This window comes from Escherichia sp. MOD1-EC4550 (genome assembly GCF_963876935.1).
Taxonomy (GTDB): Bacteria; Pseudomonadota; Gammaproteobacteria; order Enterobacterales; family Enterobacteriaceae; genus Escherichia; species Escherichia coli_F.
Genome location: NZ_CAWNSE010000053.1, coordinates 119,349 through 141,272, shown reverse-complemented (window position 1 = coordinate 141,272; position 21,924 = coordinate 119,349). Strand labels below are relative to the sequence as shown.

The window sequence follows — 21,924 nt, the reverse complement described above, 5'->3', positions numbered from 1 at the left end:
GCACCAGCATCAATATTACTAAAAGGAAGTATTTGCCTGAATTATATAAGATAATTATTTTTTGAGTGCAATCTATACAGGAGGCAAATCAAAAAAAGTCTATATTTCACTTTGCCCGCGCCGCGAAAGTCACTGATAATGCGCCGCGTTCATGTCCTCAAAATGGCGTAACGTCCTATGCTACATTTGTTTGCTGGCCTGGATTTGCATACCGGGCTGTTATTATTGCTTGCACTGGCTTTTGTGCTGTTCTACGAAGCCATCAATGGTTTCCATGACACAGCCAACGCCGTGGCAACCGTTATCTATACCCGCGCGATGCGTTCTCAGCTCGCCGTGGTTATGGCGGCGGTGTTCAACTTTCTGGGTGTTTTGCTGGGTGGTCTGAGTGTTGCCTATGCCATTGTGCATATGCTGCCGACGGATCTGCTGCTTAATATGGGATCGTCTCATGGCCTTGCCATGGTGTTCTCTATGTTGCTGGCGGCGATTATCTGGAACCTGGGTACCTGGTACTTTGGTTTACCTGCATCCAGCTCTCATACGCTGATTGGCGCGATCATCGGGATTGGTTTAACCAATGCGTTGATGACCGGGACGTCAGTGGTGGATGCACTCAATATCCCGAAAGTATTAAGTATTTTCGGTTCTCTGATCGTTTCCCCTATTGTCGGCCTGGTGTTTGCTGGCGGTCTGATTTTCTTGCTGCGTCGCTACTGGAGCGGCACCAAGAAACGCGCCCGTATCCACCTGACCCCAGCGGAGCGTGAAAAGAAAGACGGCAAGAAAAAGCCGCCGTTCTGGACGCGTATCGCGCTGATCCTTTCCGCTATCGGTGTGGCGTTTTCTCACGGCGCAAATGATGGTCAGAAAGGCATTGGTCTGGTTATGTTGGTACTGATTGGCGTCGCGCCAGCAGGCTTCGTGGTGAATATGAATGCCACTGGCTACGAAATCACCCGTACCCGTGATGCCATCAACAACGTGGAAGCTTACTTTGAGCAGCACCCTGCGCTGCTGAAACAGGCTACCGGTGCTGATCAGTTAGTACCGGCTCCGGAAGCTGGCGCAACGCAACCTGCGGAGTTCCATTGCCATCCGTCGAATACCATTAACGCGCTCAACCGCCTGAAAGGCATGTTGACTACTGATGTGGAAAGCTACGACAAGCTGTCGCTTGATCAACGTAGCCAGATGCGCCGCATTATGCTGTGCGTTTCTGACACTATCGACAAAGTGGTGAAGATGCCTGGCGTGAGTGCAGACGATCAGCGCCTGTTGAAGAAACTGAAGTCCGACATGCTTAGCACCATCGAGTATGCGCCGGTGTGGATCATCATGGCGGTCGCGCTGGCGTTAGGTATCGGTACGATGATTGGCTGGCGTCGTGTGGCAACGACTATCGGTGAGAAAATCGGTAAGAAAGGCATGACCTACGCTCAGGGGATGTCTGCCCAGATGACTGCGGCAGTGTCTATCGGCCTGGCGAGTTATACCGGGATGCCGGTTTCCACTACCCACGTACTCTCCTCTTCTGTCGCGGGGACGATGGTGGTAGATGGCGGCGGCTTACAGCGTAAAACCGTGACCAGTATTCTGATGGCCTGGGTGTTTACCCTTCCGGCTGCGGTACTGCTTTCCGGCGGGCTTTACTGGCTCTCCTTGCAGTTCCTGTAATCGCACGCACCAAAACGAGCGGGTCAGCTGGCCCGCTTCAGATTGTTGACATAGTGCGCTTTGTTCATGCCGGATGCGGCGTGAACGCCTTATCCAGCCTACAAAAACATGCAAATTCAATAGATTGCAGAGATTATGTAGGCCTGATAAGCGTAGCGCATCAGGCAATTTTGCGTTTGTAATCAGTCTCGAGCGGGTCAGTTTGCTGGCCCGCTTTTTTTATGCATTATTTTTGCTGAAGTGCTTAATGCCAAATCATCAATGCAATCAGACTGACCACCACCAGACCACACAATGCGCTGGTCAGAATAAACTGCCGACGCACCCGCTCACAGCGGCGAATAAACTCATCATCGTGATGATCGCGATAACGTTGGGCATAGATATACCAAACGAGACGCACCTGTTTGTTGGGTTGGCCATGTGAGGTAAAAAAGCCCCCTCCATCAACATATTGATAGAGCAATGGATCGCAGTTACGCAGTACCACTAACAACGCGCGTAGTGATGAGAAATAGCGCGCCATGTTAACAATGCAAACGACACATAAAGCCCAAAATAATGCGACGGTGCTTATCATACCTCCTCCCCGGCGACCTGCCCGCGGAGTTCCACCCCGGGGCTACCGCTCCCGATACGCTGCCAATCAGTTAACACCAGGTCCTGGAGAAACCGCTTTTGTGGTGACCAACATCCGAGCGGCTCTATAGATAGTGTAGGAGATCAGGTTGTTTTTTTTCCAGAAGGTTAACCACTATCAATATATTCATGCCGAAAATTTGTTTATCTAACGGGTAAGCAAGGCGGATTGACGGATCATCCGGGTCGCTATAAGGTAAGGATGGTTTTAACACTGAATCTTTACGGCTGGGTTAGCCCCGCGCACGTAGTTCGCAGGACGCGGGTGACGTAACGGCACAAGAAACGCTAGCTGGCCAGTCATCGACAACTTTATGGAAGGAGTAACACTATGGCTTATAAACACATTCTCATCGCGGTCGATCTCTCCCCGGAAAGCAAAGTTCTGGTAGAGAAAGCAGTCTCTATGGCTCGCCCCTACAATGCGAAAGTTTCTCTGATCCACGTAGATGTAAACTACTCTGACCTATACACCGGGCTTATTGATGTGAATCTGGGTGATATGCAGAAACGCATCTCTGAAGAGACACATCATGCGCTGACCGAGCTTTCCACTAATGCAGGCTACCCAATCACTGAAACCCTGAGCGGCAGCGGCGATCTGGGCCAGGTTCTGGTCGATGCAATCAAGAAATACGATATGGATCTGGTGGTTTGTGGTCACCACCAGGACTTCTGGAGCAAACTGATGTCTTCCGCACGTCAGCTGATCAACACCGTTCACGTTGATATGCTGATTGTTCCGCTGCGCGACGAAGAAGAATAATCTTCCCTCCACGACGTGTGCCTGAACGCCCGCATATGCGGGCGTTTTGCTTTTTGGCGCGCCTTGTTACCTGATGCAGCGTATACGCCTTATCTGGCCTACGATCTGCGTACGCAATCAAAATCCCCAGCCAATACAACATTTAACACCATCATATTTTCCATCATTAGTGTGATAAGCTGGTTATTTTCTGTTGTAATAGTGTATTAATCTATTCACCGCATCAATATTAAGAATCTCTGACAGATGTAAACTTTTTCGCGCGTTATCCCTTACGCGTTCATACTTTTCAGGATGGTATTGGAAGGTTAATAAATATGAATACAACAACACCCATGGGGATGCTGCAGCAACCTCGCCCATTTTTCATGATCTTTTTTGTCGAGTTATGGGAGCGATTCGGCTACTACGGCGTGCAGGGCGTACTGGCGGTTTTTTTCGTTAAACAGCTTGGATTCTCGCAAGAGCAGGCTTTTGTCACTTTTGGTGCGTTTGCTGCGCTGGTCTATGGCCTCATTTCCATTGGCGGCTATGTCGGCGACCACCTGCTGGGGACCAAACGCACCATTGTTCTCGGAGCACTTGTGCTGGCGATTGGCTACTTCATGACCGGCATGTCGCTACTTAAGCCTGACCTGATTTTCATCGCCCTGGGGACTATCGCTGTCGGTAACGGCCTGTTTAAAGCTAACCCTGCCAGCTTGCTTTCGAAGTGCTATCCACCGAAAGATCCGCGGCTTGATGGCGCATTCACCCTGTTCTATATGTCGATCAATATCGGCTCGTTGATAGCGTTATCGTTGGCCCCTGTGATCGCTGATAGATTCGGCTATTCAGTCACCTACAACCTGTGCGGTGCGGGATTAATTATCGCGCTACTGGTTTACATCGCCTGTCGTGGAATGGTGAAAGACATTGGTTCTGAACCCGACTTCAAGCCGATGAGCTTCAGCAAACTGTTGTACGTGTTACTTGGCAGCGTGGTGATGATCTTCGTCTGTGCATGGCTGATGCACAACGTAGAAGTCGCCAATCTGGTGCTGATTGTTCTCTCCATCGTCGTCACCATCATCTTCTTTCGTCAGGCATTCAAGCTGGATAAAACCGGGCGTAATAAAATGTTTGTCGCCTTTGTTCTGATGCTCGAAGCGGTGGTGTTTTACATTCTCTACGCCCAGATGCCAACGTCGCTGAACTTCTTTGCCATCAACAACGTGCATCATGAAATTCTCGGCTTTTCCATCAACCCGGTCAGCTTCCAGGCGCTTAACCCGTTCTGGGTGGTACTCGCCAGCCCAATACTGGCAGGTATCTACACGCATTTGGGTAACAAAGGCAAAGACCTCTCGATGCCGATGAAATTTACTCTCGGTATGTTTATGTGCTCGCTGGGCTTTTTGACGGCTGCAGCTGCGGGAATGTGGTTTGCTGATGCACAAGGGCTGACATCACCATGGTTTATCGTGCTGGTTTACTTATTCCAGAGTTTAGGTGAACTGTTTATTAGTGCCCTTGGCCTGGCGATGATTGCTGCCCTGGTGCCGCAGCATTTGATGGGCTTTATTCTCGGGATGTGGTTCCTGACGCAAGCTGCCGCGTTCTTGCTTGGCGGCTATGTGGCAACATTTACCGCAGTACCAGACAACATTACCGATCCGCTTGAGACGTTGCCCGTCTATACCAGCGTGTTTGGTAAAATTGGCCTGGTTACGCTGGGCGTTGCAGTAGTGATGCTGTTGATGGTGCCGTGGCTGAAACGCATGATTGAGACGCCGGAAAGCCATTAATTATTCTTGCAGAACACAGGGTAGCAATAACACTACCCTGCTTTACTTTCACACCGGCGTACCTGCATAAATATCAAAGCGATGCCCTTTGGTGACAACCGCGTTTGGCGTGGCGACATTCGCCAGCGGTGGCGCGTAGTCCGGGCGCTTTACCACCACGCGTTTGGTCGCCAGCAAGCGTGCAGGCTCCAGCAATCCATCAGCGTCGAGATCCGGCCCCACCAGCGACTGGAACACGCGCATCTCTTTTTTCACCAGCGCGCTTTTCTGCTTATGCGGGAACATCGGGTCGAGATAGACCACCTGCGGGCGCGGGGTAATATCAGTTAGCGCCGTCAGGCTGGAGGCGTGAATTAACTGTAAACGCTCCTGCAACCAGCCGCCGATTTCCGCATCCGCATAACCACGCGCCAGGCCGTCGTCGAGCAATGCGGCAACGACTGGATTACGCTCCAGCATCCGTACACGACAACCTACAGAAGCCAGCACAAAGGCATCGCGCCCCAGTCCTGCGGTAGCGTCCACCACGTCCGGGAGATAATCGCCTTTAATGCCCACCGCTTTCGCCACCGCCTCACCGCGCCCACCGCCAAATTTGCGACGGTGCGCCATCGTTCCGCCAACAAAATCAACAAAGATGCCGCCAAGTTTTGGCTCATCGCGCTTACGCAATTCAAGATGCTCCGGCGTTAACACCAGCGCCATCACGTTGTCTTCATCGTGCTCCAGCCCCCAGCGGGACGCCAGAACAGATAAGGCGCCGTCTCCGGCGCCTGTTTCATCAATTAAACAGATTTTCACTGAATGATCAGCCCTTAATGCCGTAGTGCTCCAGCATCGCATCCAGTTGCGGTTCACGCCCACGGAAGCGTTTGAACAGATCCATCGGCTCTTCTGAACCGCCACGGCTCAGAATGTTGTCGAGGAACGACTGCCCGGTTTCACGGTTGAAAATACCCTCTTCCTCAAAGCGTGAGAAGGCATCCGCTGCCAGCACATCGGCCCACAGGTAGCTGTAGTAACCTGCAGCATAACCACCGGCGAAAATATGGCTGAAAGCGTGCGGGAAACGGCCCCATGACGGAGACGGTACCACGGCAACCAGTTTCTTGATTTCTGCCAGAGTTTCGAGGATTTTCGCCCCCTGATCCGGACGGAATTCTGCATGTAGACGGAAATCGAACAGGCCGAACTCCAGCTGACGCAGAATAAACAGCGCCGCCTGGTAGTTCTTCGCCGCCAGCATTTTATCCAGCAGTTCTTTCGGCAGCGGTTCGCCAGTCTCATAGTGACCGGAGATAAACGCCAGCGCCTCCGGCTCCCAGCACCAGTTTTCCATAAACTGGCTCGGCAGTTCGACCGCATCCCACGGCACCCCGCTGATCCCGGATACACCGGCGGTTTCAATGCGGGTCAGCATATGGTGCAGACCATGACCGAACTCGTGGAACAGCGTGATTACTTCGTCATGCGTAAACAGCGCCGGTTTACCATTCACCGGGCGGTTGAAGTTACAGGTCAGATACGCGACCGGTTTTTGCAGCGAACCGTCGGCTTTACGCATCTGGCCTACGCAGTCATCCATCCACGCCCCGCCGCGTTTGTTTTCACGGGCATACAGGTCGAGGTAGAAGCTGCCGCGCAGTTCGTTGTTCTCGTCATACAGTTCGAAGAAACGGACATCCGGGTGCCAGACATCAACATCTTTGCGCTCTTTGGCTGTGATGCCGTAAATACGTTTCACCACTTCAAACAAGCCGTTAACCGCTTTGTTTTCCGGGAAGTACGGACGCAGTTGTTCGTCGCTGATGCTGTAGAGGTGCTGTTTCTGTTTTTCGCTGTAGTACGCAATATCCCACGGCTGCAACTCATCGACGTCAAATTCGGCTTTGGCGAAGGCGCGCAGTTGCGCCAGCTCTTTTTCGCCCTGCGGACGTGCGCGTTTTGCCAGATCGGTTAAGAAATCAAGCACCTGCTGCGGGTTCTCCGCCATTTTGGTAGCCAGAGATTTAAAGGCGTAGTTTTCAAAGCCCAGCAGTTGCGCCAGTTCGTGACGCAGCGCGAGGATCTCTTCCATCACCTTGCTGTTATCCCACTTACCGGCGTTCGGGCCTTGATCGGAAGCGCGAGTGCTGTAAGCGCGATACATCTCTTCACGCAAGGCCTGGTTGTCGCAGTAGGTCATTACCGGCAAATAGCTTGGGATATCCAGCGTCAGCAAGTAGCCCTCCAGTTCTTTCGCTTCGGCCTGGGCTTTTGCCGCCGCCAGCGCGCTTTCTGGCATACCCGCCAGTTCCGCTTCGTCGGTAACGAGTTTGGTCCAGCCCATCGTCGCATCAAGGACGTTGTTGCTGTACTGGTTGCCCAGCTCGGAAAGACGGGTAGCAATTTCGCCGTAGCGTTGCTGTTTCTCTTTCGGCAGACCGATGCCAGAGAGTTCAAAATCACGCAGGGCGTTATCAACCGCTTTCTTCTGCGCCGTATTCAGCGTGGCGTAATGATCGCCATCGCGCAGATCGCGGTACGCTTTATACAGCCCTTCATGTTGCCCTACCCAGGTGCTGTATTCCGACAGCAGTGGCAGGGTTTGTTCGTAGGCTTCGCGCAGTTCCGGGCTATTTTTCACCGAGTTCAGGTGGCTGACCGGGGAGAAGATACGCCCCAACACATCGTCCACTTCCGCCAGCGGCTGGCAGAGATTTTCCCAGGTGTACGGTGCCCCTTGCGCTACTACGCGCTCCACATTTTCGCGGCAGTCATTCAATGCCTTCGTCACGGCTGGAACCACATGTTCCGGGAGAATTTTAGAAAACGGAGGCAATTCAAAGGGAGTCAGTAACGGATTCGTCATTAGCGCAGTCCTGGTTAAAGAGGTTAAGGAAGCGCTCAACAGGCGCTTTACATAATGTGTGTAGCATGGGGTTAAGTGTAGTGAATTTCAATGAGAAACGTTACGCTTTCGCGGCGACGGCCTCTTTTCGGTATACTGTCCTGATAGGCTTTTGTGCGCCCCGAATACGGGCCGATTTTTACTTACCGGAACACCTTTACCCATGCTCAGTTATCGCCACAGCTTTCACGCTGGCAACCACGCCGACGTTCTTAAACATACCGTTCAGAGCCTGATCATCGAGTCACTGAAAGAGAAAGATAAACCGTTTCTCTATCTGGATACCCACGCGGGTGCGGGACGTTATCAGTTAGGCAGTGAACATGCCGAGCGTACCGGCGAATATCTCGAAGGTATCGCCCGTATCTGGCAGCAGGACGATCTGCCTGCGGAGCTGGAACCGTACATCAGCGTGGTGGAACATTTTAACCGTAGCGGGCAGTTACGTTACTACCCAGGTTCGCCGTTGATTGCTCGCCAGCTACTGCGCGAGCAGGACAGTCTGCAACTGACCGAGCTGCACCCGAGCGATTTCCCGTTGCTGCGTGCTGAATTTCAGAAAGACAGCCGTGCGCGCGTGGAAAAAGCCGACGGTTTCCAGCAGATTAAAGCCAAGCTGCCGCCGGTTTCTCGCCGTGGTTTAATCCTTATCGACCCGCCGTATGAAATGAAAACCGACTATCAGGCGGTGGTCAGCGGCATTAACGAGGGGTATAAACGTTTTGCCACAGGCGTCTACGCGCTGTGGTATCCAGTGGTGCTGCGTCAGCAAATCAAGCGCATGATCCACGAGCTGGAAGCGACCGGTATTCGCAAGATTATGCAAATTGAACTGGCGGTACTGCCAGACAGCGATCGCCGTGGCATGACCGCTTCCGGCATGATTGTAATTAACCCGCCGTGGAAGCTGGAACAGCAGATGAATAACGTGTTGCCGTGGTTGCACAGCAAACTGGTTCCGGCTGGCACCGGGCATGCCACCGTAAGCTGGATCGTGCCAGAGTAATTGCAGCCATCGCTGGCACCTATTACGTCTCGCGCTACAATCGCGGTAATCAACGATAAGGACAATATGTCATGACTAAACACTATGATTACATCGCCATCGGCGGCGGCAGCGGCGGTATCGCCTCCATCAACCGCGCGGCTATGTACGGTCAGAAATGCGCGCTGATTGAAGCCAAAGAACTGGGCGGCACCTGCGTGAATGTTGGCTGCGTGCCGAAAAAAGTGATGTGGCACGCGGCGCAAATCCGTGAAGCGATCCACATGTACGGCCCGGATTATGGTTTCGATACCACCATCAATAAGTTCAACTGGGAAACGTTGATCGCCAGCCGTACCGCCTATATCGACCGTATTCATACCTCCTATGAAAACGTGCTCGGTAAAAATAACGTTGATGTAATCAAAGGCTTTGCCCGCTTCGTTGATGCCAAAACCATTGAAGTAAACGGCGAAACCATCACGGCCGATCATATCCTGATCGCCACCGGCGGTCGCCCGAGCCACCCGGATATTCCGGGCGTGGAATACGGTATTGATTCCGATGGCTTCTTCGCCCTTCCTGCTTTGCCAGAGCGTGTAGCGGTTGTTGGCGCGGGTTACATCGCCGTTGAACTGGCGGGTGTGATTAACGGCCTCGGCGCAAAGACGCATCTGTTTGTTCGTAAACATGCGCCGCTGCGCAGCTTCGACCCGATGATCTCTGAAACGCTGGTCGAAGTGATGAACGCCGAAGGTCCGCAGTTGCACACCAACGCCATCCCGAAAGCGGTCGTGAAAAATGCTGATGGCAGCCTGACGCTGGAGCTGGAAGATGGTCGCAGTGAAACGGTGGATTGCCTGATTTGGGCGATTGGTCGTGAGCCTGCCAATGACAACATTAACCTCGAAGCCGCTGGCGTAAAAACCAACGAAAAAGGCTATATCGTCGTCGATAAATATCAAAATACCAGCGTTGAAGGTATTTACGCGGTGGGCGATAACACGGGCGCAGTGGAACTGACACCGGTGGCAGTTGCAGCAGGCCGCCGCCTCTCTGAACGCCTGTTTAATAACAAGCCGGATGAGCATCTGGATTACAGCAATATTCCGACCGTGGTCTTCAGCCATCCGCCGATTGGGACTGTTGGTTTAACGGAACCGCAGGCGCGCGAGCAATACGGCGACGATCAGGTGAAAGTGTATAAATCCTCTTTCACCGCGATGTATACCGCAGTCACCACGCACCGCCAGCCGTGCCGCATGAAACTGGTGTGCGTTGGACCGGAAGAGAAGATTGTCGGTATTCACGGCATTGGCTTTGGTATGGATGAAATGTTGCAGGGCTTCGCAGTGGCGCTGAAGATGGGCGCAACCAAAAAAGACTTCGACAATACCGTCGCCATTCACCCAACGGCGGCAGAAGAGTTCGTTACCATGCGTTAAATGTTAAAGGGCAAAGAGTGGTGTGCTCTTTGCCCTTAGTTACGTTTCCGCTATCAGTTCAGAAGCTGAAGCAGGAAGCGGATCAGTTCCAGCAGCGCAATTAACGCCCCAAGAACGATGATTGCTTTATCAATCACCCGTTTTCTCCATGCGATGGAGTGAGAATGCATCCGCTTACTCATCCACTGCCTGTCACGGCGCATGCCTCATTGTTAGATGTGGGCAATCTCACTCCGGCCAGAGCATCAGTTAACGGCACCACCCGTACCACTGATCAGGACTTTGAAAGCGTTTATGCGCATTGCCAGAGTGAAAATGCCTCAGAGCCAACTGGATAATCATACAGTACTTGCGGGTTATAAAACCAGCATGTCCTTGCAATGGTTTCAGTATGGTATTAGCATTGATGTGTTAGATGATGGCTATCTCACTCCAGCCAGAGCCACCAACTCTGGGCTGAAGAGTAAAAAAACCGACGCGAAGTCGGTTTTTTTACGTCCGGATTCGGACAAGGCTTGGTACGGCAGCGACCCGATGAAAGTATATCAATCCTCTTTCACCACCATGTATAGCAAACTGTCCCTTCGCCAGCTGAAGAAATCGCTAACGCTTGCAATGTTAGCCACTGGCTAATAGTATTGAACCGTTAGATGTGGGCATTCTCACTCCAGCCAGAGCCACCAACTCTGGCTGAAGAGTAAAAAACCGACGCAAAGTCGGTTTTTTTACATCCTGATTCAGACTTCCTTTCAAATGAACACCCAACGCTTAATTCACACCTATACCTTTCTCTACACTTACATATTCGTTAAGTCATATATGTTTTTGACTTATCCGCTTCGAAGAGAGACACTAAGTGCAACAATCAGGAGCGTAATATGTCATTTCTGTTACCCATCCAACTCTTCAAAATTCTTGCCGATGAAACCCGTCTGGGCATCGTTTTACTGCTCAGCGAACTGGGTGAGTTATGCGTCTGCGATCTCTGCACTGCCCTCGATCAGTCGCAGCCCAAGATCTCCCGCCATCTGGCATTACTGCGTGAAAGTGGGCTATTGCTGGACCGCAAGCAAGGAAAGTGGGTTCATTACCGTTTATCGCCGCATATTCCAGCATGGGCGGCGAAAATTATTGAGCAGGCCTGGCGATGCGAACAGGAAAAGGTTCAGGTGATTGTCCGTAACCTCGCCAGACAAAATTGTTCCGCAGACAGTAAGAATATTTGTAGTTAAAAAATTTATCTAAACACATATGAATATTCGAATGTGTTTTATCCAGGAGGCATGATGTTACTGGCGGGCGCTATCTTTGTCCTGACCATCGTATTGGTTATCTGGCAGCCGAAAGGTTTAGGCATCGGCTGGAGTGCGACACTGGGCGCCGTACTGGCGTTAGTTACTGGCGTGGTCCATCCGGGCGATATTCCGGTGGTGTGGAATATCGTCTGGAACGCGACGGCTGCGTTTATAGCCGTCATTATCATCAGCTTGCTGCTGGATGAGTCCGGCTTTTTTGAATGGGCGGCGCTGCACGTCTCACGCTGGGGCAATGGGCGCGGTCGCTTGCTGTTTACCTGGATTGTCCTGCTCGGTGCTACCGTTGCGGCCCTGTTTGCCAATGATGGCGCGGCGCTTATTTTGACGCCGATTGTCATCGCCATGCTGCTGGCTTTAGGGTTCAGCAAAGGCACTACGCTGGCGTTTGTTATGGCGGCCGGATTCATTGCCGATACCGCCAGCCTGCCGCTTATTGTCTCCAATCTGGTGAATATCGTTTCGGCAGATTTCTTTAGCCTCGGCTTTCGCGAATACGCCTCGGTGATGGTGCCGGTGGATATCGCTGCAATACTGGCTACCCTGGTGATGTTGCATCTCTATTTCCGCAAAGATATTCCGCAGAACTACGACATGGCGCTGCTTAAATCTCCCGTAGAAGCGGTTAAAGATCCTGCCACCTTCAAAACTGGCTGGGTTGTTTTACTGCTTCTGCTGGTGGGATTTTTCGTCCTGGAACCGCTCGGCATTCCGGTAAGCGCCATTGCGGCAGTAGGCGCGCTGATATTATTTGCCGTCGCTAAACGCGGTCATGCGATTAATACGGGTAAAGTGCTGCGCGGTGCCCCCTGGCAGATTGTCATCTTCTCGCTCGGCATGTATCTGGTGGTTTACGGCCTGCGCAATGCCGGACTAACGGAATATCTTTCTGGCGTACTCAACGTGCTGGCGGATCACGGCCTGTGGGCGGCGACGCTCGGCACCGGATTCCTCACCGCCTTCCTCTCTTCTATTATGAACAATATGCCGACGGTACTGGTTGGCGCGTTGTCCATTGATGGCAGCACGGCATCTGGTGTCATCAAAGAAGCGATGGTCTATGCCAACGTGATTGGCTGTGATTTGGGACCGAAAATTACCCCAATTGGTAGCCTGGCAACGCTGCTCTGGCTGCACGTACTTTCGCAGAAGAATATGACTATCAGCTGGGGATATTACTTCCGTACAGGGATTATCATGACCCTGCCAGTGCTGTTTGTGACGCTCGCCGCGCTGGCGCTTCGTCTCTCTTTCACATCGTAATGAGATACTGATATGAGCAACATTACTATTTATCACAACCCGGCCTGCGGCACGTCGCGTAATACGCTGGAGATGATTCGCAACAGCGGTACAGAACCGACCATTATCTATTATCTGGAAACTCCACCCACACGCGATGAACTGATCAAGCTCATTGCCGATATGGGGATTTCCGTTCGTGCGCTGTTGCGTAAAAACGTCGAGCCGTATGAGGAACTGGGCCTTGCAGAAGATAAATTTACTGACGATCGGTTAATCGACTTTATGCTTCAGCACCCGATTCTGATTAATCGCCCGATTGTGGTGACGCCGCTGGGAACTCGCCTGTGCCGCCCTTCAGAAGTGGTGCTGGAAATTCTGCCAGATGCGCAACAAGGCGCGTTCACCAAGGAAGATGGCGAGAAAGTGGTTGATGAAGCGGGTAAACGGTTGAAATAACTAAAGGGGGATATGCCCCCTTATTTGTTCTCCGCGGCTCCTTCGCCATCTGTTTTGCTGTTTACGCAGCACTCCTCACGTAAGAATTCAATTATCGCTTCCAGCATTGCGTATTGCGAAACACACATCAGCGTTCGACTCTCACGGTTTTGTTTGACCAACCCTACCGATACCAGTGCTGAAATATGGTGACTGAGTGTAGAGCCGGGTATCCCAAGCTGCTTTTGCAACTCACCGACCGGCAACCCTTGTTCCCCCGCTTTGACCAGATGCTTAAATATGAACAAACGGGTCGGATGACCTAACTCTTTCAGTGCCTTAGCGACCTCTTCCAATTGCATGTGTCACCCCCTCTGTCTGGTTGATATTTCGATAATACCAGAAATATCTTGATCTGAACTTCATTTCGATTATTCTGGAAATATAGTTTTATTCAATGAGGTTACTTATGAGTAGTTGGCTTGCGATGCTGCAAGATGCCGCAGAGATGTTTGTGTTTCTCGCCGTCGAGCTTTCTTTGCTGTTTATGGTGATTAGTGCCGGTGTCAGCCTGATAAGACAAAAGGTGCCAGACCATAAAATCCAGCAGATGATGGGGGCCAGAAAAGGGAGAGGCTATCTCCTGGCTGCTCTGTTGGGAGCCGTTACCCCGTTCTGTAGTTGCTCGACAATACCCATGCTACGTGGATTGTTGTCAGCGAAAGCCGGGTTTGGTCCGACTCTCACTTTTTTATTTGTTTCACCGTTACTTAATCCCATTATCGTCGGGTTAATGTGGGTGACCTTTGGTTGGAAAGTTACCTTGTTGTACGCTATTATCGCCGCCGGCGTCTCCGTACTTGCCAGTATTATCCTGGATTCTCTGAGATTTGAACGTCATATCATTGCCAGTAAAAGCTCATCAGCAAATTGTTGCTCTCCAGCCAAAACTTCGCCGGGGACGACATATACGCCAATAAAAGTGAGTTGCTGTAGTCCAGCGGCTAAAGCCATTGAGAAACCGGTAGTAAACTGTTGCAGTACCAAAGCTGTGGTAAGTATTAATCCCATAAAACTAGCCACCAAAGATGCGTTGCAACAGTTTAAAGATGTACTGCCATATCTTTTGTTAGGGGTATTAATAGGCTCTTTTATTTATGGCTTTATTCCCTCAGAGTGGATTGCCGCTCATGCAGGGGCAGATAATCCCTTCGCCATCCCATTGAGCGCCGTTGTCGGAATCCCGCTGTATATCCGGGCAGAGGCGGTTATCCCTCTGGCATCTGTTCTGATGACAAAAGGAATGGGTCTGGGAGCATTAATGGCATTAATCATCGGCAGTGCCGGAGCAAGCCTGACGGAAGTGATATTACTTAAATCAATGTTCAGAATACCGATGATAGTTGCATTTCTGACGGTTATCTTAGGTATGGCTATCTTGATGGGCTATTTGACTCAAATGCTATTTTAAATAGATGCCAGCAGTAAACTATAAGGAGCATTGTGAGTGCCTTATCCTTCTGAGTAGAAAATCATAGATAGGATAATCCTTAAAAATCACAAATAACTTAACTAATGCTTTGAGAATGATGACGGATCCGTCAGTAAGTCATCAATCGACAATCACCACGCAATCATGCTTCTCTGACATTTTATCGGAGAAGCAATGCCTCTTTGTCTCAGTGCTATCCCCCCTTTTAAAGGGCAGATTTCAGTCTGCCAATACAACACATTACACTTTAACCTGGTTCATTATTACACATCTAAAACATCACAAAAATATCACTTCACACACTATCGGAGAACATCATAACTTTTTAAGATGAGCGCTTTTTGATAGTTGTTAATGTTTTCCTTTACGATACTATCACTGCCTTTTTTTTATACACAAATATTACCGGGTGGAAATGAAAGGGAAGTTAAAGGTAATTATATCAGGAAGATATGACGCATTGTGTTTATTTCCGCGTAGAAGAAAATCCATTCCTGCTCTAATTCTCCGATTTACAAAAATTTAGCGAAATAGATGAACAATAAGGAATGTTATGTCAATTGACTTTACCCCAGGTATGATAAATACATATCACGGCGATATTTATAACCGCACAACAGATACCGACAATGTTAAAACACCAAACACACCGATGTGGCCTTGTGATAATCAGGAAGAACAACAACCCATTAATTTTTCATTGTCTGAAGAAGGATATAACGCTGAACAATTTGATTTAGCGCAACAACAACTCCAACAAATTAATGCGTGCCACACGAACACCACATATACAAATGCAGACTACTCAAAAGTTGTGGCTCAACTTGTAAAACTTATTAATAACATTGAAACGATAAGTTCGACACCACTTACGCAACAGACACAATCAATACTTAATCAGATTAATAACATTAGATACGAAAAGAACAAAAGTGCTGAATGTCGAATCATTGTTGTCGCTAATCCTAAACCCGACAAGGCAATCATAACTAAAATTAGCGTAGAAGAGGGAATACCCATAACATTCAGTGTCCAAACCATGTTTTCAGATACTAATTTTATTGCTGAACAACGAGCTGACTTACCAACTAATATAAAAGATATTCAAAGCCTGTATCAAAAAATGACGAAGTTATATATTGAGCACAGTGAAAATAAAAACAGAATGAAAGTCTTTGCCGGAACCAACTTTATTGATTTCAATATGACAGGACAGAACCTGTCCGGGTTCGTTCTAACCTTGTCAAGGTTTTATTTCGAAGATCTACTTAATATAAATTTCACTGACGCAAATTTATGTGACACTATTTTTTCACATAAGGAACACCCTACCCATAAATTATATAAAGATGAACAATATCTTGACAAACAAATTGAAGGTTTATTTTCAACATTATTAACCATTAATGACAACTTTTTACGAGCAAAAGCTGAAGTTGCTTCGACGATAATTAAGTTTTTAGAGGCCAGGATAACCAATCTTTCATACAACGACATATTAAAATATCAGCAAGAATTCCAAAAACAATGTTATAAGCAAGTTAAAGCCTTTACGACACTCTCCCGATACAATAAAATTCAAACATGGGCACAAATGTCTGAATATCAATTCGAAATATTTCAACACGATACGTTTCATCCTAAAAAAATGTCATACGCACCTTATTTAAAGAGATCGCTACCTGATGAAAAAACTATAAATTATGGGGTGGAAATAGAAATATCAACTGGCAAAAGAATTCGCTTATCAAATCATTACCAGAATATAATCCCATAATATTGAACATTAGCGCTTTATAAGCATTGAATAAAAATAGATTTTATGTACCTTTAAAAAAAGGCTATTTTATGGGGCGATGGATACTCATGTCACGCCCCAAAATTAACAGAATTAAACTAAACAGAATGGATATAAACATCAGACAGGTTTACGTTACTATCAGGCATATCGCCTCAGAATCAGATGAAAACTATAAAGAAATATCTATTATGGTTTTAATATTTGTTGATAAGGATAGTAACATGAACATGACAAAAGGTGCACTCATCTTCAGCCTTTCATTTTTGCTTGCCGCATGTAGTTCAATTCCGCAAAATATCAAAGGCAATAACCAACCTGATATTCAAAAAAGTTTTGTTGCTGTTCATAACCAGCCGGGGTTATATGTTGGTCAACAAGCGCGCTTTGGCGGGAAGGTTATCAACGTTATCAATGGCAAAACGGATACGTTGTTAGAAATCGCTGTATTACCGTTGGATAGCTATGCGAAGCCTGATATTGAAGCCAACTATCAGGGCCGACTGCTCGCCAGACAAAGCGGCTTCCTTGATCCAGTGAACTATCGTAATCACTTTGTTACCATCCTCGGTACCATTCAGGGTGAACAACCTGGCTTTATCAATAAAGTCCCGTATAACTTCCTGGAAGTGAATATGCAGGGCATCCAGGTGTGGCATTTGAGAGAAGTGGTTAATACCACCTATAACCTGTGGGATTACGGCTATGGTGCATTCTGGCCGGAACCGGGCTGGGGCACGCCTTACTACACCAATGCGGTGAGTCAAGTAACACCTGAGCTGGTCAAATAACACCACCGAGAGATGCAGATGCTTTCTCAGCATCTGCATCATGCATTACATCAAATTAATACACAGCCAGCTAACTATTATTATTATAAGCCCTGTCCTGTTAATTACCTTTGGCAAACTGATTATAAAGTTAATGTCCGCACCAGGAGTCGGTTATGTTTCTTATAATTACCAGGGATACGATGTTCTTCACTGCGATGAAAAACATTCTGAGCAAAGGTAATGTCGTTCATATACAGAACGAAGAAGAGATCGACGTAATGTTGCATCAGCATGCCTTCGTCATTATTGATACATTAATGAATAATGTATTTCATTCTAATTTGCTCACTCAGATTGAACGATTAAAACCTGTCCATGTGATTATTTTCTCTCCCTTTAATATTAAACGCTGCCTGGGGAAAGTACCGGTGACCTTTGTTCCGCGAACTATCACCATCATCGACTTTGTCGCACTCATCAATGGCAGTTACTGCTCTGTGCCTGAAGCGGATGTGTCCCTTTCGCGCAAGCAGCATCAGGTTCTAAGCTGTATTGCGAATCAAATGACAACGGAAGATATTCTGGAGAAACTGAAAATATCGCTAAAAACGTTCTACTGCCATAAACACAATATCATGATGATCCTCAATCTTAAGCGGATCAATGAGTTGGTACGCCATCAGCATATTGATTATCTGGTGTGAATTTCCAGTAGGGTGGCGAGTGTGATTTCGCTACCACACAGATTAGCTAATTGAAACGCCTTTCACCCCTGCCATACCTTTTAATAATCGCAACAGATCTTCTATCGACGTCGTGGCATGAAGCTGAATATCAATGGCGACCACTTCATGATCTTCATTTTCCTGCAACGAAACTAAATCCGTTTTTATTTTTTGCTGCTTAAACCAGTCGAGCATTGATACCGTATTACCGTTCACTAATGTCAGCTGTAAATGGTAATTTTTATTCATCAGGCGGAAGGTTAATTGATGAAAGACTTCCAGCACCAGCAAGGTCATTACTGAACCATAAATGCCCAGCTCATACATACCGCTGCCAATCACCATACCAATAGCCGCAGTCACCCAGATATCGGCTGCCGTCGTCAGACCCACAATATTTTGGTTACGAACGAGAATGTTACCTGCACCGATAAACCCGACGCCCGTCACCACCTGAGCAGCAATACGGCTGGGGTCCAGTCCGACGTGATCTAAAGACAGCACGTCAGCAAAACCATATTTCGAAACAATCATAAACAGGGCGCTTCCCATGCCAATTAATACATGTGTGCGTAACCCTGCTCCTTTGCCACGCATTTGCCTTTCCATGCCAATAGCGCCACAGGCAATTGCCGCGAGTATAAGACGTATAATAAATTCTGCTGTCATATAAAAATGCAAAAAGGAGCAGCAAGATGGCTCAACTTGCTACTCCTTTTTACTTGTGCCCCATTAATTCGGCAAGTCATTAGATGCTTGATTTTTGAAAGTATACAAATTTTTCTGCGGATTTTTTTTGCAGTATTCGATCACTTTAGGAATTTGAGTAAGATCGGTTTCATTTAAAGTAACAGTATCACCACCTTTATAAACTGTTTCTTCATGCAGCATCCACCACGCAACCGGTGTCATTGCTTTTGGATTCAGATCAATAAATTCCTGGCAAGTCATATCTTTAGCGGATTCATTGGCTGCCAGCGCAGATTGTGCGTTCACCAGTGACAAAGCCGCTACAGCGCCCATAAAAATAAACGCTTTACGGAGAGATGAAATATTCATTTTGTAACCCATTCAATATAGAGATTAAATATGAACAGAAGGAATAGCTGCTTTTGAAGAAGGTATTCCTACCTGTTCAATATGCAAGGAAGTACGATGTAACGTATTCCCGGAATTACATATCTTTCTTAACTTTGTCCCATTCGCTTTTAACTTTATCTTTAAAGTTGGCTTGTTTATCCTGAGTACAAGCCTGAACGATCGCTGGGGTTACGGTTGCAATACCCTGAACATCTAAAACCGCATCTTCTGGTTTATCTTTATTGTTCAGTGCTTCAGCAAAACCAACTGCAGTTGGCTGGAAGGATTCGTCCACAGCCAGAAAATCTTCACAGGTCCAGGTGTTGACCGGTTTTTTGTTATCAGCTGCTTTTTGTGCATCCGCTGCATTGCTCACCACTGGCAGAAGAAGCAGACCACCAAGAATAACGCCTAATACTTTTTTCATCGTAATATCCTCAACTATAAAGTGAAAGAGCCGTCACGAATTAATTTCGACACTGAGGTTATAACCTGGTTTTCTGTATATGTCATGTTGATGGAAAATATCAAAATCAGATATTTTTATTTCAATACAATGAGTTACAGATGTATCAGATACTGTAATTAGGAAATTTTTATTAAATCGACTGCATTCTTAGACGCGTTTTTGGCATAGATTGATAGCAGGGGATTTTCTTCTTAATTTTATAGGGTGGTTATATGTTATATATAGATAAGGCAACAATTTTGAAGTTTGATCTGGAGATGCTTAAAAAGCACCGTAGAGCAATCCAGTTTATTGCCGTGCTGCTGTTTATCGTCGGGTTGCTGTGTATCAGTTTCCCGTTCGTCTCTGGCGATATTTTAAGCACAGTAGTGGGTGCATTATTAATCTGCTCAGGTATTGCGCTTATTGTCGGGTTATTCAGCAACCGCAGTCATAATTTCTGGCCTGTATTATCCGGTTTCCTCGTCGCAATCGCCTATTTATTGATCGGCTATTTCTTCATCCGCGCACCGGAGCTGGGCATTTTTGCCATTGCGGCATTTATTGCCGGTTTGTTCTGTGTGGCAGGAGTTATTCGTCTGATGAGTTGGTATCGTCAGCGTTCAATGAAAGGCAGTTGGCTACAGCTCGTTATTGGTGTGCTGGATATCGTCATTGCCTGGATATTCCTTGGCGCAACGCCGATGGTTTCTGTAACGCTGGTTTCCACACTGGTGGGTATTGAACTGATATTTAGCGCCGCTAGCCTGTTCAGCTTCGCCAGTTTGTTTGTTAAAAAGCAATAATTATCCCTATTGCCACCTGGATCATAGTCACTTGATGTGACTATGATCCAATTAATACTCTCTCCGCTACACAGCATTTTAGATCAATTGCGCGCTATCATTGAAATAATTACCTGCTGATGAGTATTTCAACCTACTGAATTTTATCTGATTTTTTTCATTGCATGGCAAATTAGCCATTTCAAACATTATCATGGCTGATATTTTCCGTAGTCAGGTTTAATGTTTTAAAAGTGCTGTGGGAAAGTGAACAAAGAGTTCCGTAAACGTTGATGCTATGGGCGGTTAAATAAGTAATCCGGGTTCATTTTTTTGCAACTGGCGTTGATTACATTGCATAAATATCCGTGTCTCCAGACGCTATATAAAAACCTGAAGACATGAATGAGTTATTTACTCAGGTAATTTCAATGCGTTAAAAGAAAGCTGGCAATCCAATTGCCAGCTTAAGTCGAAACAAGGAGACTCGATATTTAAATCGGATTACATTTTAACTTTAGTAATATTCTTCAGAGATCACAAACTGGTTATTGATAACTTATTCTTGGGCAGTAATCCGCAAACGTTAATTTTTTGTTTGCAGTTTACAATCTGATAACAACCAGGAATTTTACTTAGGATCAATATATGGAGTGCGTGATGGATAAATCTGAAGTATTGATTAGTGTTAATAGACGTATTAGTTCACGAAGGGCAAGGTTCTTATAGGCGTTTACTATATTGAACAACGATTCGGACAGGGATGTAAATAATGAAAAGGATGACATGTTCGAAACGATAACGGCTAAGGAGCAAGTTATGATTTTTCTCATGACGAAAGATTCTTTTCTTTTACAGGGCTTTTGGCAGTTGAAAGATAATCACGAAATGATAAAAATCAATTCCCTGTTAGAGATCAAAAAAGTAGGTAATAAACCCTTCAAGGTTATCATTGATACCTATCACAACCATATCCTTGATGAAGAAGCGATTAAATTTCTGGAGAAATTAGACGCCGAGAGAATTATTGTTTTGGCACCTTATCACATCAGTAAACTAAAAGCTAAAGCGCCTATTTATTTTGTCAGCCGCAAAGAAAGTATCAAAAATCTTCTTGAGATTACTTATGGTAAACACTTGCCCCATAAGAATTCACAATTATGTTTTTCACATAATCAGTTCAAAATTATGCAGCTGATTCTGAAAAACAAAAACGAAAGCAATATCACGTCAACGCTCAATATTTCGCAACAAACATTAAAGATTCAGAAATTCAACATTATGTACAAGCTGAAACTAAGACGTATGAGCGACATCGTCACCCTGGGTATCACATCTTATTTTTAGTCAGGACATAATTAACTGAAAATGATGGCAGGCATGAAGAGGGATGCAGATGCTGATTTCATTATCCCCGGTGATGACTAAAGGAGAGGCGAAAACGACTTTATTCCCCTGGTATGTGTATCCACCAGTAGAACCCTTCGTTGCCCGAATGCTGGCAGGAACTGTTGGCAGAACGGCAACATTTTTTTTGTCGTTGACCTCACCATGTCGATCACTGTGCTTGCATCCCATCTTACTGGCTGACAACCCCACTATGCCGCTGGTCTGTAAATCCCTCATACCTCTCCTCGCGCG

24 protein-coding genes and 1 pseudogene are annotated in these 21,924 nt (G+C 47.3%); 15 read left to right on the top strand and 10 right to left on the bottom strand.

What is annotated here, in order from left to right; genetic code table 11:
• Nucleotides 1–177: 177 nt before the first annotated feature.
• Nucleotides 178–1,677, top strand: coding sequence for an inorganic phosphate transporter PitA (gene pitA, locus AACU19_RS22690; protein WP_000902780.1), 1,500 nt, complete (start codon nt 178–180; stop codon nt 1,675–1,677).
• Nucleotides 1,678–1,921: 244 nt separating this feature from the next.
• On the opposite strand, the gene uspB is transcribed toward pitA, so the two are convergent.
• Nucleotides 1,922–2,257, bottom strand: a complete 336-nt coding sequence (uspB, locus tag AACU19_RS22685; protein WP_000626187.1) for a universal stress protein UspB — start codon at nt 2,255–2,257, stop codon at nt 1,922–1,924.
• A 390-nt stretch (nt 2,258–2,647) separates the two neighbouring features.
• Between uspB and uspA the strand changes: the two genes are divergently transcribed.
• Nucleotides 2,648–3,082: a universal stress protein UspA gene (gene uspA / locus AACU19_RS22680; protein WP_000323571.1), complete on the top strand. Its 435-nt coding sequence runs from the start codon at nt 2,648–2,650 to the stop codon at nt 3,080–3,082.
• A gap of 98 nt (nt 3,083–3,180) precedes the next feature.
• Here uspA and AACU19_RS22675 read toward each other — a convergent pair whose 3' ends face one another.
• Complete coding sequence (locus AACU19_RS22675; RefSeq protein WP_212591402.1) at nt 3,181–3,234, bottom strand: hypothetical protein; 54 nt, start codon at nt 3,232–3,234, stop codon at nt 3,181–3,183.
• Between the two features lie 165 nt (nt 3,235–3,399).
• Here AACU19_RS22675 and dtpB point away from each other — a divergent pair, with 165 nt between their 5' ends.
• The gene (dtpB, locus tag AACU19_RS22670; protein WP_105278581.1) at nt 3,400–4,869 is read left to right on the top strand and encodes a dipeptide/tripeptide permease DtpB; all 1,470 of its coding nucleotides are present in this window, start codon (nt 3,400–3,402) and stop codon (nt 4,867–4,869) included.
• 48 nt (nt 4,870–4,917) lie between these two features.
• Here dtpB and rsmJ read toward each other — a convergent pair whose 3' ends face one another.
• Together rsmJ and prlC are read right to left on the bottom strand one after the other, a co-directional pair.
• Nucleotides 4,918–5,670, bottom strand: coding sequence for a 16S rRNA (guanine(1516)-N(2))-methyltransferase RsmJ (rsmJ, locus tag AACU19_RS22665; RefSeq protein WP_105278580.1), 753 nt, complete (start codon nt 5,668–5,670; stop codon nt 4,918–4,920).
• Nucleotides 5,671–5,677: 7 nt separating this feature from the next.
• Complete coding sequence (gene prlC, locus AACU19_RS22660; RefSeq protein ID WP_002432833.1) at nt 5,678–7,720, bottom strand: oligopeptidase A; 2,043 nt, start codon at nt 7,718–7,720, stop codon at nt 5,678–5,680.
• A gap of 202 nt (nt 7,721–7,922) precedes the next feature.
• On the opposite strand from prlC, the gene rlmJ reads away from it, so the two are divergent.
• Nucleotides 7,923–8,765: a 23S rRNA (adenine(2030)-N(6))-methyltransferase gene (gene rlmJ / locus AACU19_RS22655; RefSeq protein ID WP_105278579.1), complete on the top strand. Its 843-nt coding sequence runs from the start codon at nt 7,923–7,925 to the stop codon at nt 8,763–8,765.
• 71 nt (nt 8,766–8,836) lie between these two features.
• Nucleotides 8,837–10,189: a glutathione-disulfide reductase gene (gene gorA / locus AACU19_RS22650; RefSeq protein WP_000160796.1), complete on the top strand. Its 1,353-nt coding sequence runs from the start codon at nt 8,837–8,839 to the stop codon at nt 10,187–10,189.
• 53 nt (nt 10,190–10,242) lie between these two features.
• Here the strand turns inward: gorA and dinQ are convergent, their stop codons facing one another.
• Nucleotides 10,243–10,326 carry a damage-inducible type I toxin DinQ gene (dinQ, locus tag AACU19_RS22645; protein WP_001295215.1) on the bottom strand — a complete coding sequence of 28 codons (84 nt, stop codon included), beginning with the start codon at nt 10,324–10,326 and terminating at the stop codon, nt 10,243–10,245.
• 157 nt (nt 10,327–10,483) lie between these two features.
• Between dinQ and AACU19_RS22640 the strand changes: the two genes are divergently transcribed.
• The 4 genes from AACU19_RS22640 to arsC all read left to right on the top strand — a co-directional run bounded on the left by AACU19_RS22640 (nt 10,484) and on the right by arsC (nt 13,203).
• Complete coding sequence (locus AACU19_RS22640; protein ID WP_162754263.1) at nt 10,484–10,822, top strand: hypothetical protein; 339 nt, start codon at nt 10,484–10,486, stop codon at nt 10,820–10,822.
• Nucleotides 10,823–11,067: 245 nt separating this feature from the next.
• Complete coding sequence (gene arsR, locus AACU19_RS22635) at nt 11,068–11,421, top strand: As(III)-sensing metalloregulatory transcriptional repressor ArsR (protein WP_000008961.1); 354 nt, start codon at nt 11,068–11,070, stop codon at nt 11,419–11,421.
• Nucleotides 11,422–11,475: 54 nt separating this feature from the next.
• Complete coding sequence (arsB, locus tag AACU19_RS22630) at nt 11,476–12,765, top strand: arsenite/antimonite:H(+) antiporter ArsB (RefSeq protein ID WP_105278578.1); 1,290 nt, start codon at nt 11,476–11,478, stop codon at nt 12,763–12,765.
• Nucleotides 12,766–12,777: 12 nt separating this feature from the next.
• The gene (arsC, locus tag AACU19_RS22625; protein WP_000065782.1) at nt 12,778–13,203 is read left to right on the top strand and encodes a glutaredoxin-dependent arsenate reductase; all 426 of its coding nucleotides are present in this window, start codon (nt 12,778–12,780) and stop codon (nt 13,201–13,203) included.
• 20 nt (nt 13,204–13,223) lie between these two features.
• Here arsC and AACU19_RS22620 read toward each other — a convergent pair whose 3' ends face one another.
• Nucleotides 13,224–13,544 carry an ArsR/SmtB family transcription factor gene (locus AACU19_RS22620; RefSeq protein WP_105278577.1) on the bottom strand — a complete coding sequence of 107 codons (321 nt, stop codon included), beginning with the start codon at nt 13,542–13,544 and terminating at the stop codon, nt 13,224–13,226.
• Nucleotides 13,545–13,651: 107 nt separating this feature from the next.
• Here AACU19_RS22620 and AACU19_RS22615 point away from each other — a divergent pair, with 107 nt between their 5' ends.
• The 4 genes and pseudogenes from AACU19_RS22615 (at nt 13,652) to AACU19_RS22600 (ending at nt 17,949) form a co-directional block, all read left to right on the top strand.
• A complete protein-coding gene (locus AACU19_RS22615; RefSeq protein WP_123057646.1) occupies nt 13,652–14,653 on the top strand; it encodes a permease in 1,002 nt (333 codons plus the stop codon).
• Nucleotides 14,654–15,227: 574 nt separating this feature from the next.
• Nucleotides 15,228–16,344 (top strand): annotated as a pseudogene (locus tag AACU19_RS22610) (hypothetical protein).
• A gap of 352 nt (nt 16,345–16,696) precedes the next feature.
• Nucleotides 16,697–17,263, top strand: coding sequence for an outer membrane lipoprotein Slp (slp, locus tag AACU19_RS22605; protein ID WP_105278573.1), 567 nt, complete (start codon nt 16,697–16,699; stop codon nt 17,261–17,263).
• 155 nt (nt 17,264–17,418) lie between these two features.
• The gene (locus AACU19_RS22600) at nt 17,419–17,949 is read left to right on the top strand and encodes a helix-turn-helix transcriptional regulator (protein WP_000478615.1); all 531 of its coding nucleotides are present in this window, start codon (nt 17,419–17,421) and stop codon (nt 17,947–17,949) included.
• Nucleotides 17,950–17,991: 42 nt separating this feature from the next.
• Here the strand turns inward: AACU19_RS22600 and AACU19_RS22595 are convergent, their stop codons facing one another.
• The 3 genes from AACU19_RS22595 to hdeA all read right to left on the bottom strand — a co-directional run bounded on the left by AACU19_RS22595 (nt 17,992) and on the right by hdeA (nt 19,477).
• A complete protein-coding gene (locus AACU19_RS22595; protein WP_001296814.1) occupies nt 17,992–18,639 on the bottom strand; it encodes an MgtC/SapB family protein in 648 nt (215 codons plus the stop codon).
• 63 nt (nt 18,640–18,702) lie between these two features.
• Nucleotides 18,703–19,029, bottom strand: coding sequence for an acid-activated periplasmic chaperone HdeB (gene hdeB, locus AACU19_RS22590; protein WP_001298717.1), 327 nt, complete (start codon nt 19,027–19,029; stop codon nt 18,703–18,705).
• 115 nt (nt 19,030–19,144) lie between these two features.
• Nucleotides 19,145–19,477, bottom strand: a complete 333-nt coding sequence (gene hdeA / locus AACU19_RS22585; RefSeq protein WP_000756553.1) for an acid-activated periplasmic chaperone HdeA — start codon at nt 19,475–19,477, stop codon at nt 19,145–19,147.
• Nucleotides 19,478–19,731: 254 nt separating this feature from the next.
• On the opposite strand from hdeA, the gene hdeD reads away from it, so the two are divergent.
• Both hdeD and gadE read left to right on the top strand, forming a co-directional pair.
• Nucleotides 19,732–20,304, top strand: coding sequence for an acid-resistance protein HdeD (gene hdeD / locus AACU19_RS22580; RefSeq protein ID WP_000965667.1), 573 nt, complete (start codon nt 19,732–19,734; stop codon nt 20,302–20,304).
• Between the two features lie 798 nt (nt 20,305–21,102).
• Nucleotides 21,103–21,630 (top strand): acid resistance transcriptional activator GadE, encoded by a 528-nt coding sequence (gene gadE / locus AACU19_RS22575; protein WP_105278572.1) that lies wholly within the window; start codon nt 21,103–21,105, stop codon nt 21,628–21,630.
• Here the strand turns inward: gadE and AACU19_RS22570 are convergent, their stop codons facing one another.
• Nucleotides 21,631–21,909 (bottom strand): hypothetical protein, encoded by a 279-nt coding sequence (locus AACU19_RS22570; protein WP_001205315.1) that lies wholly within the window; start codon nt 21,907–21,909, stop codon nt 21,631–21,633.
• Nucleotides 21,910–21,924 lie beyond the last annotated feature (15 nt).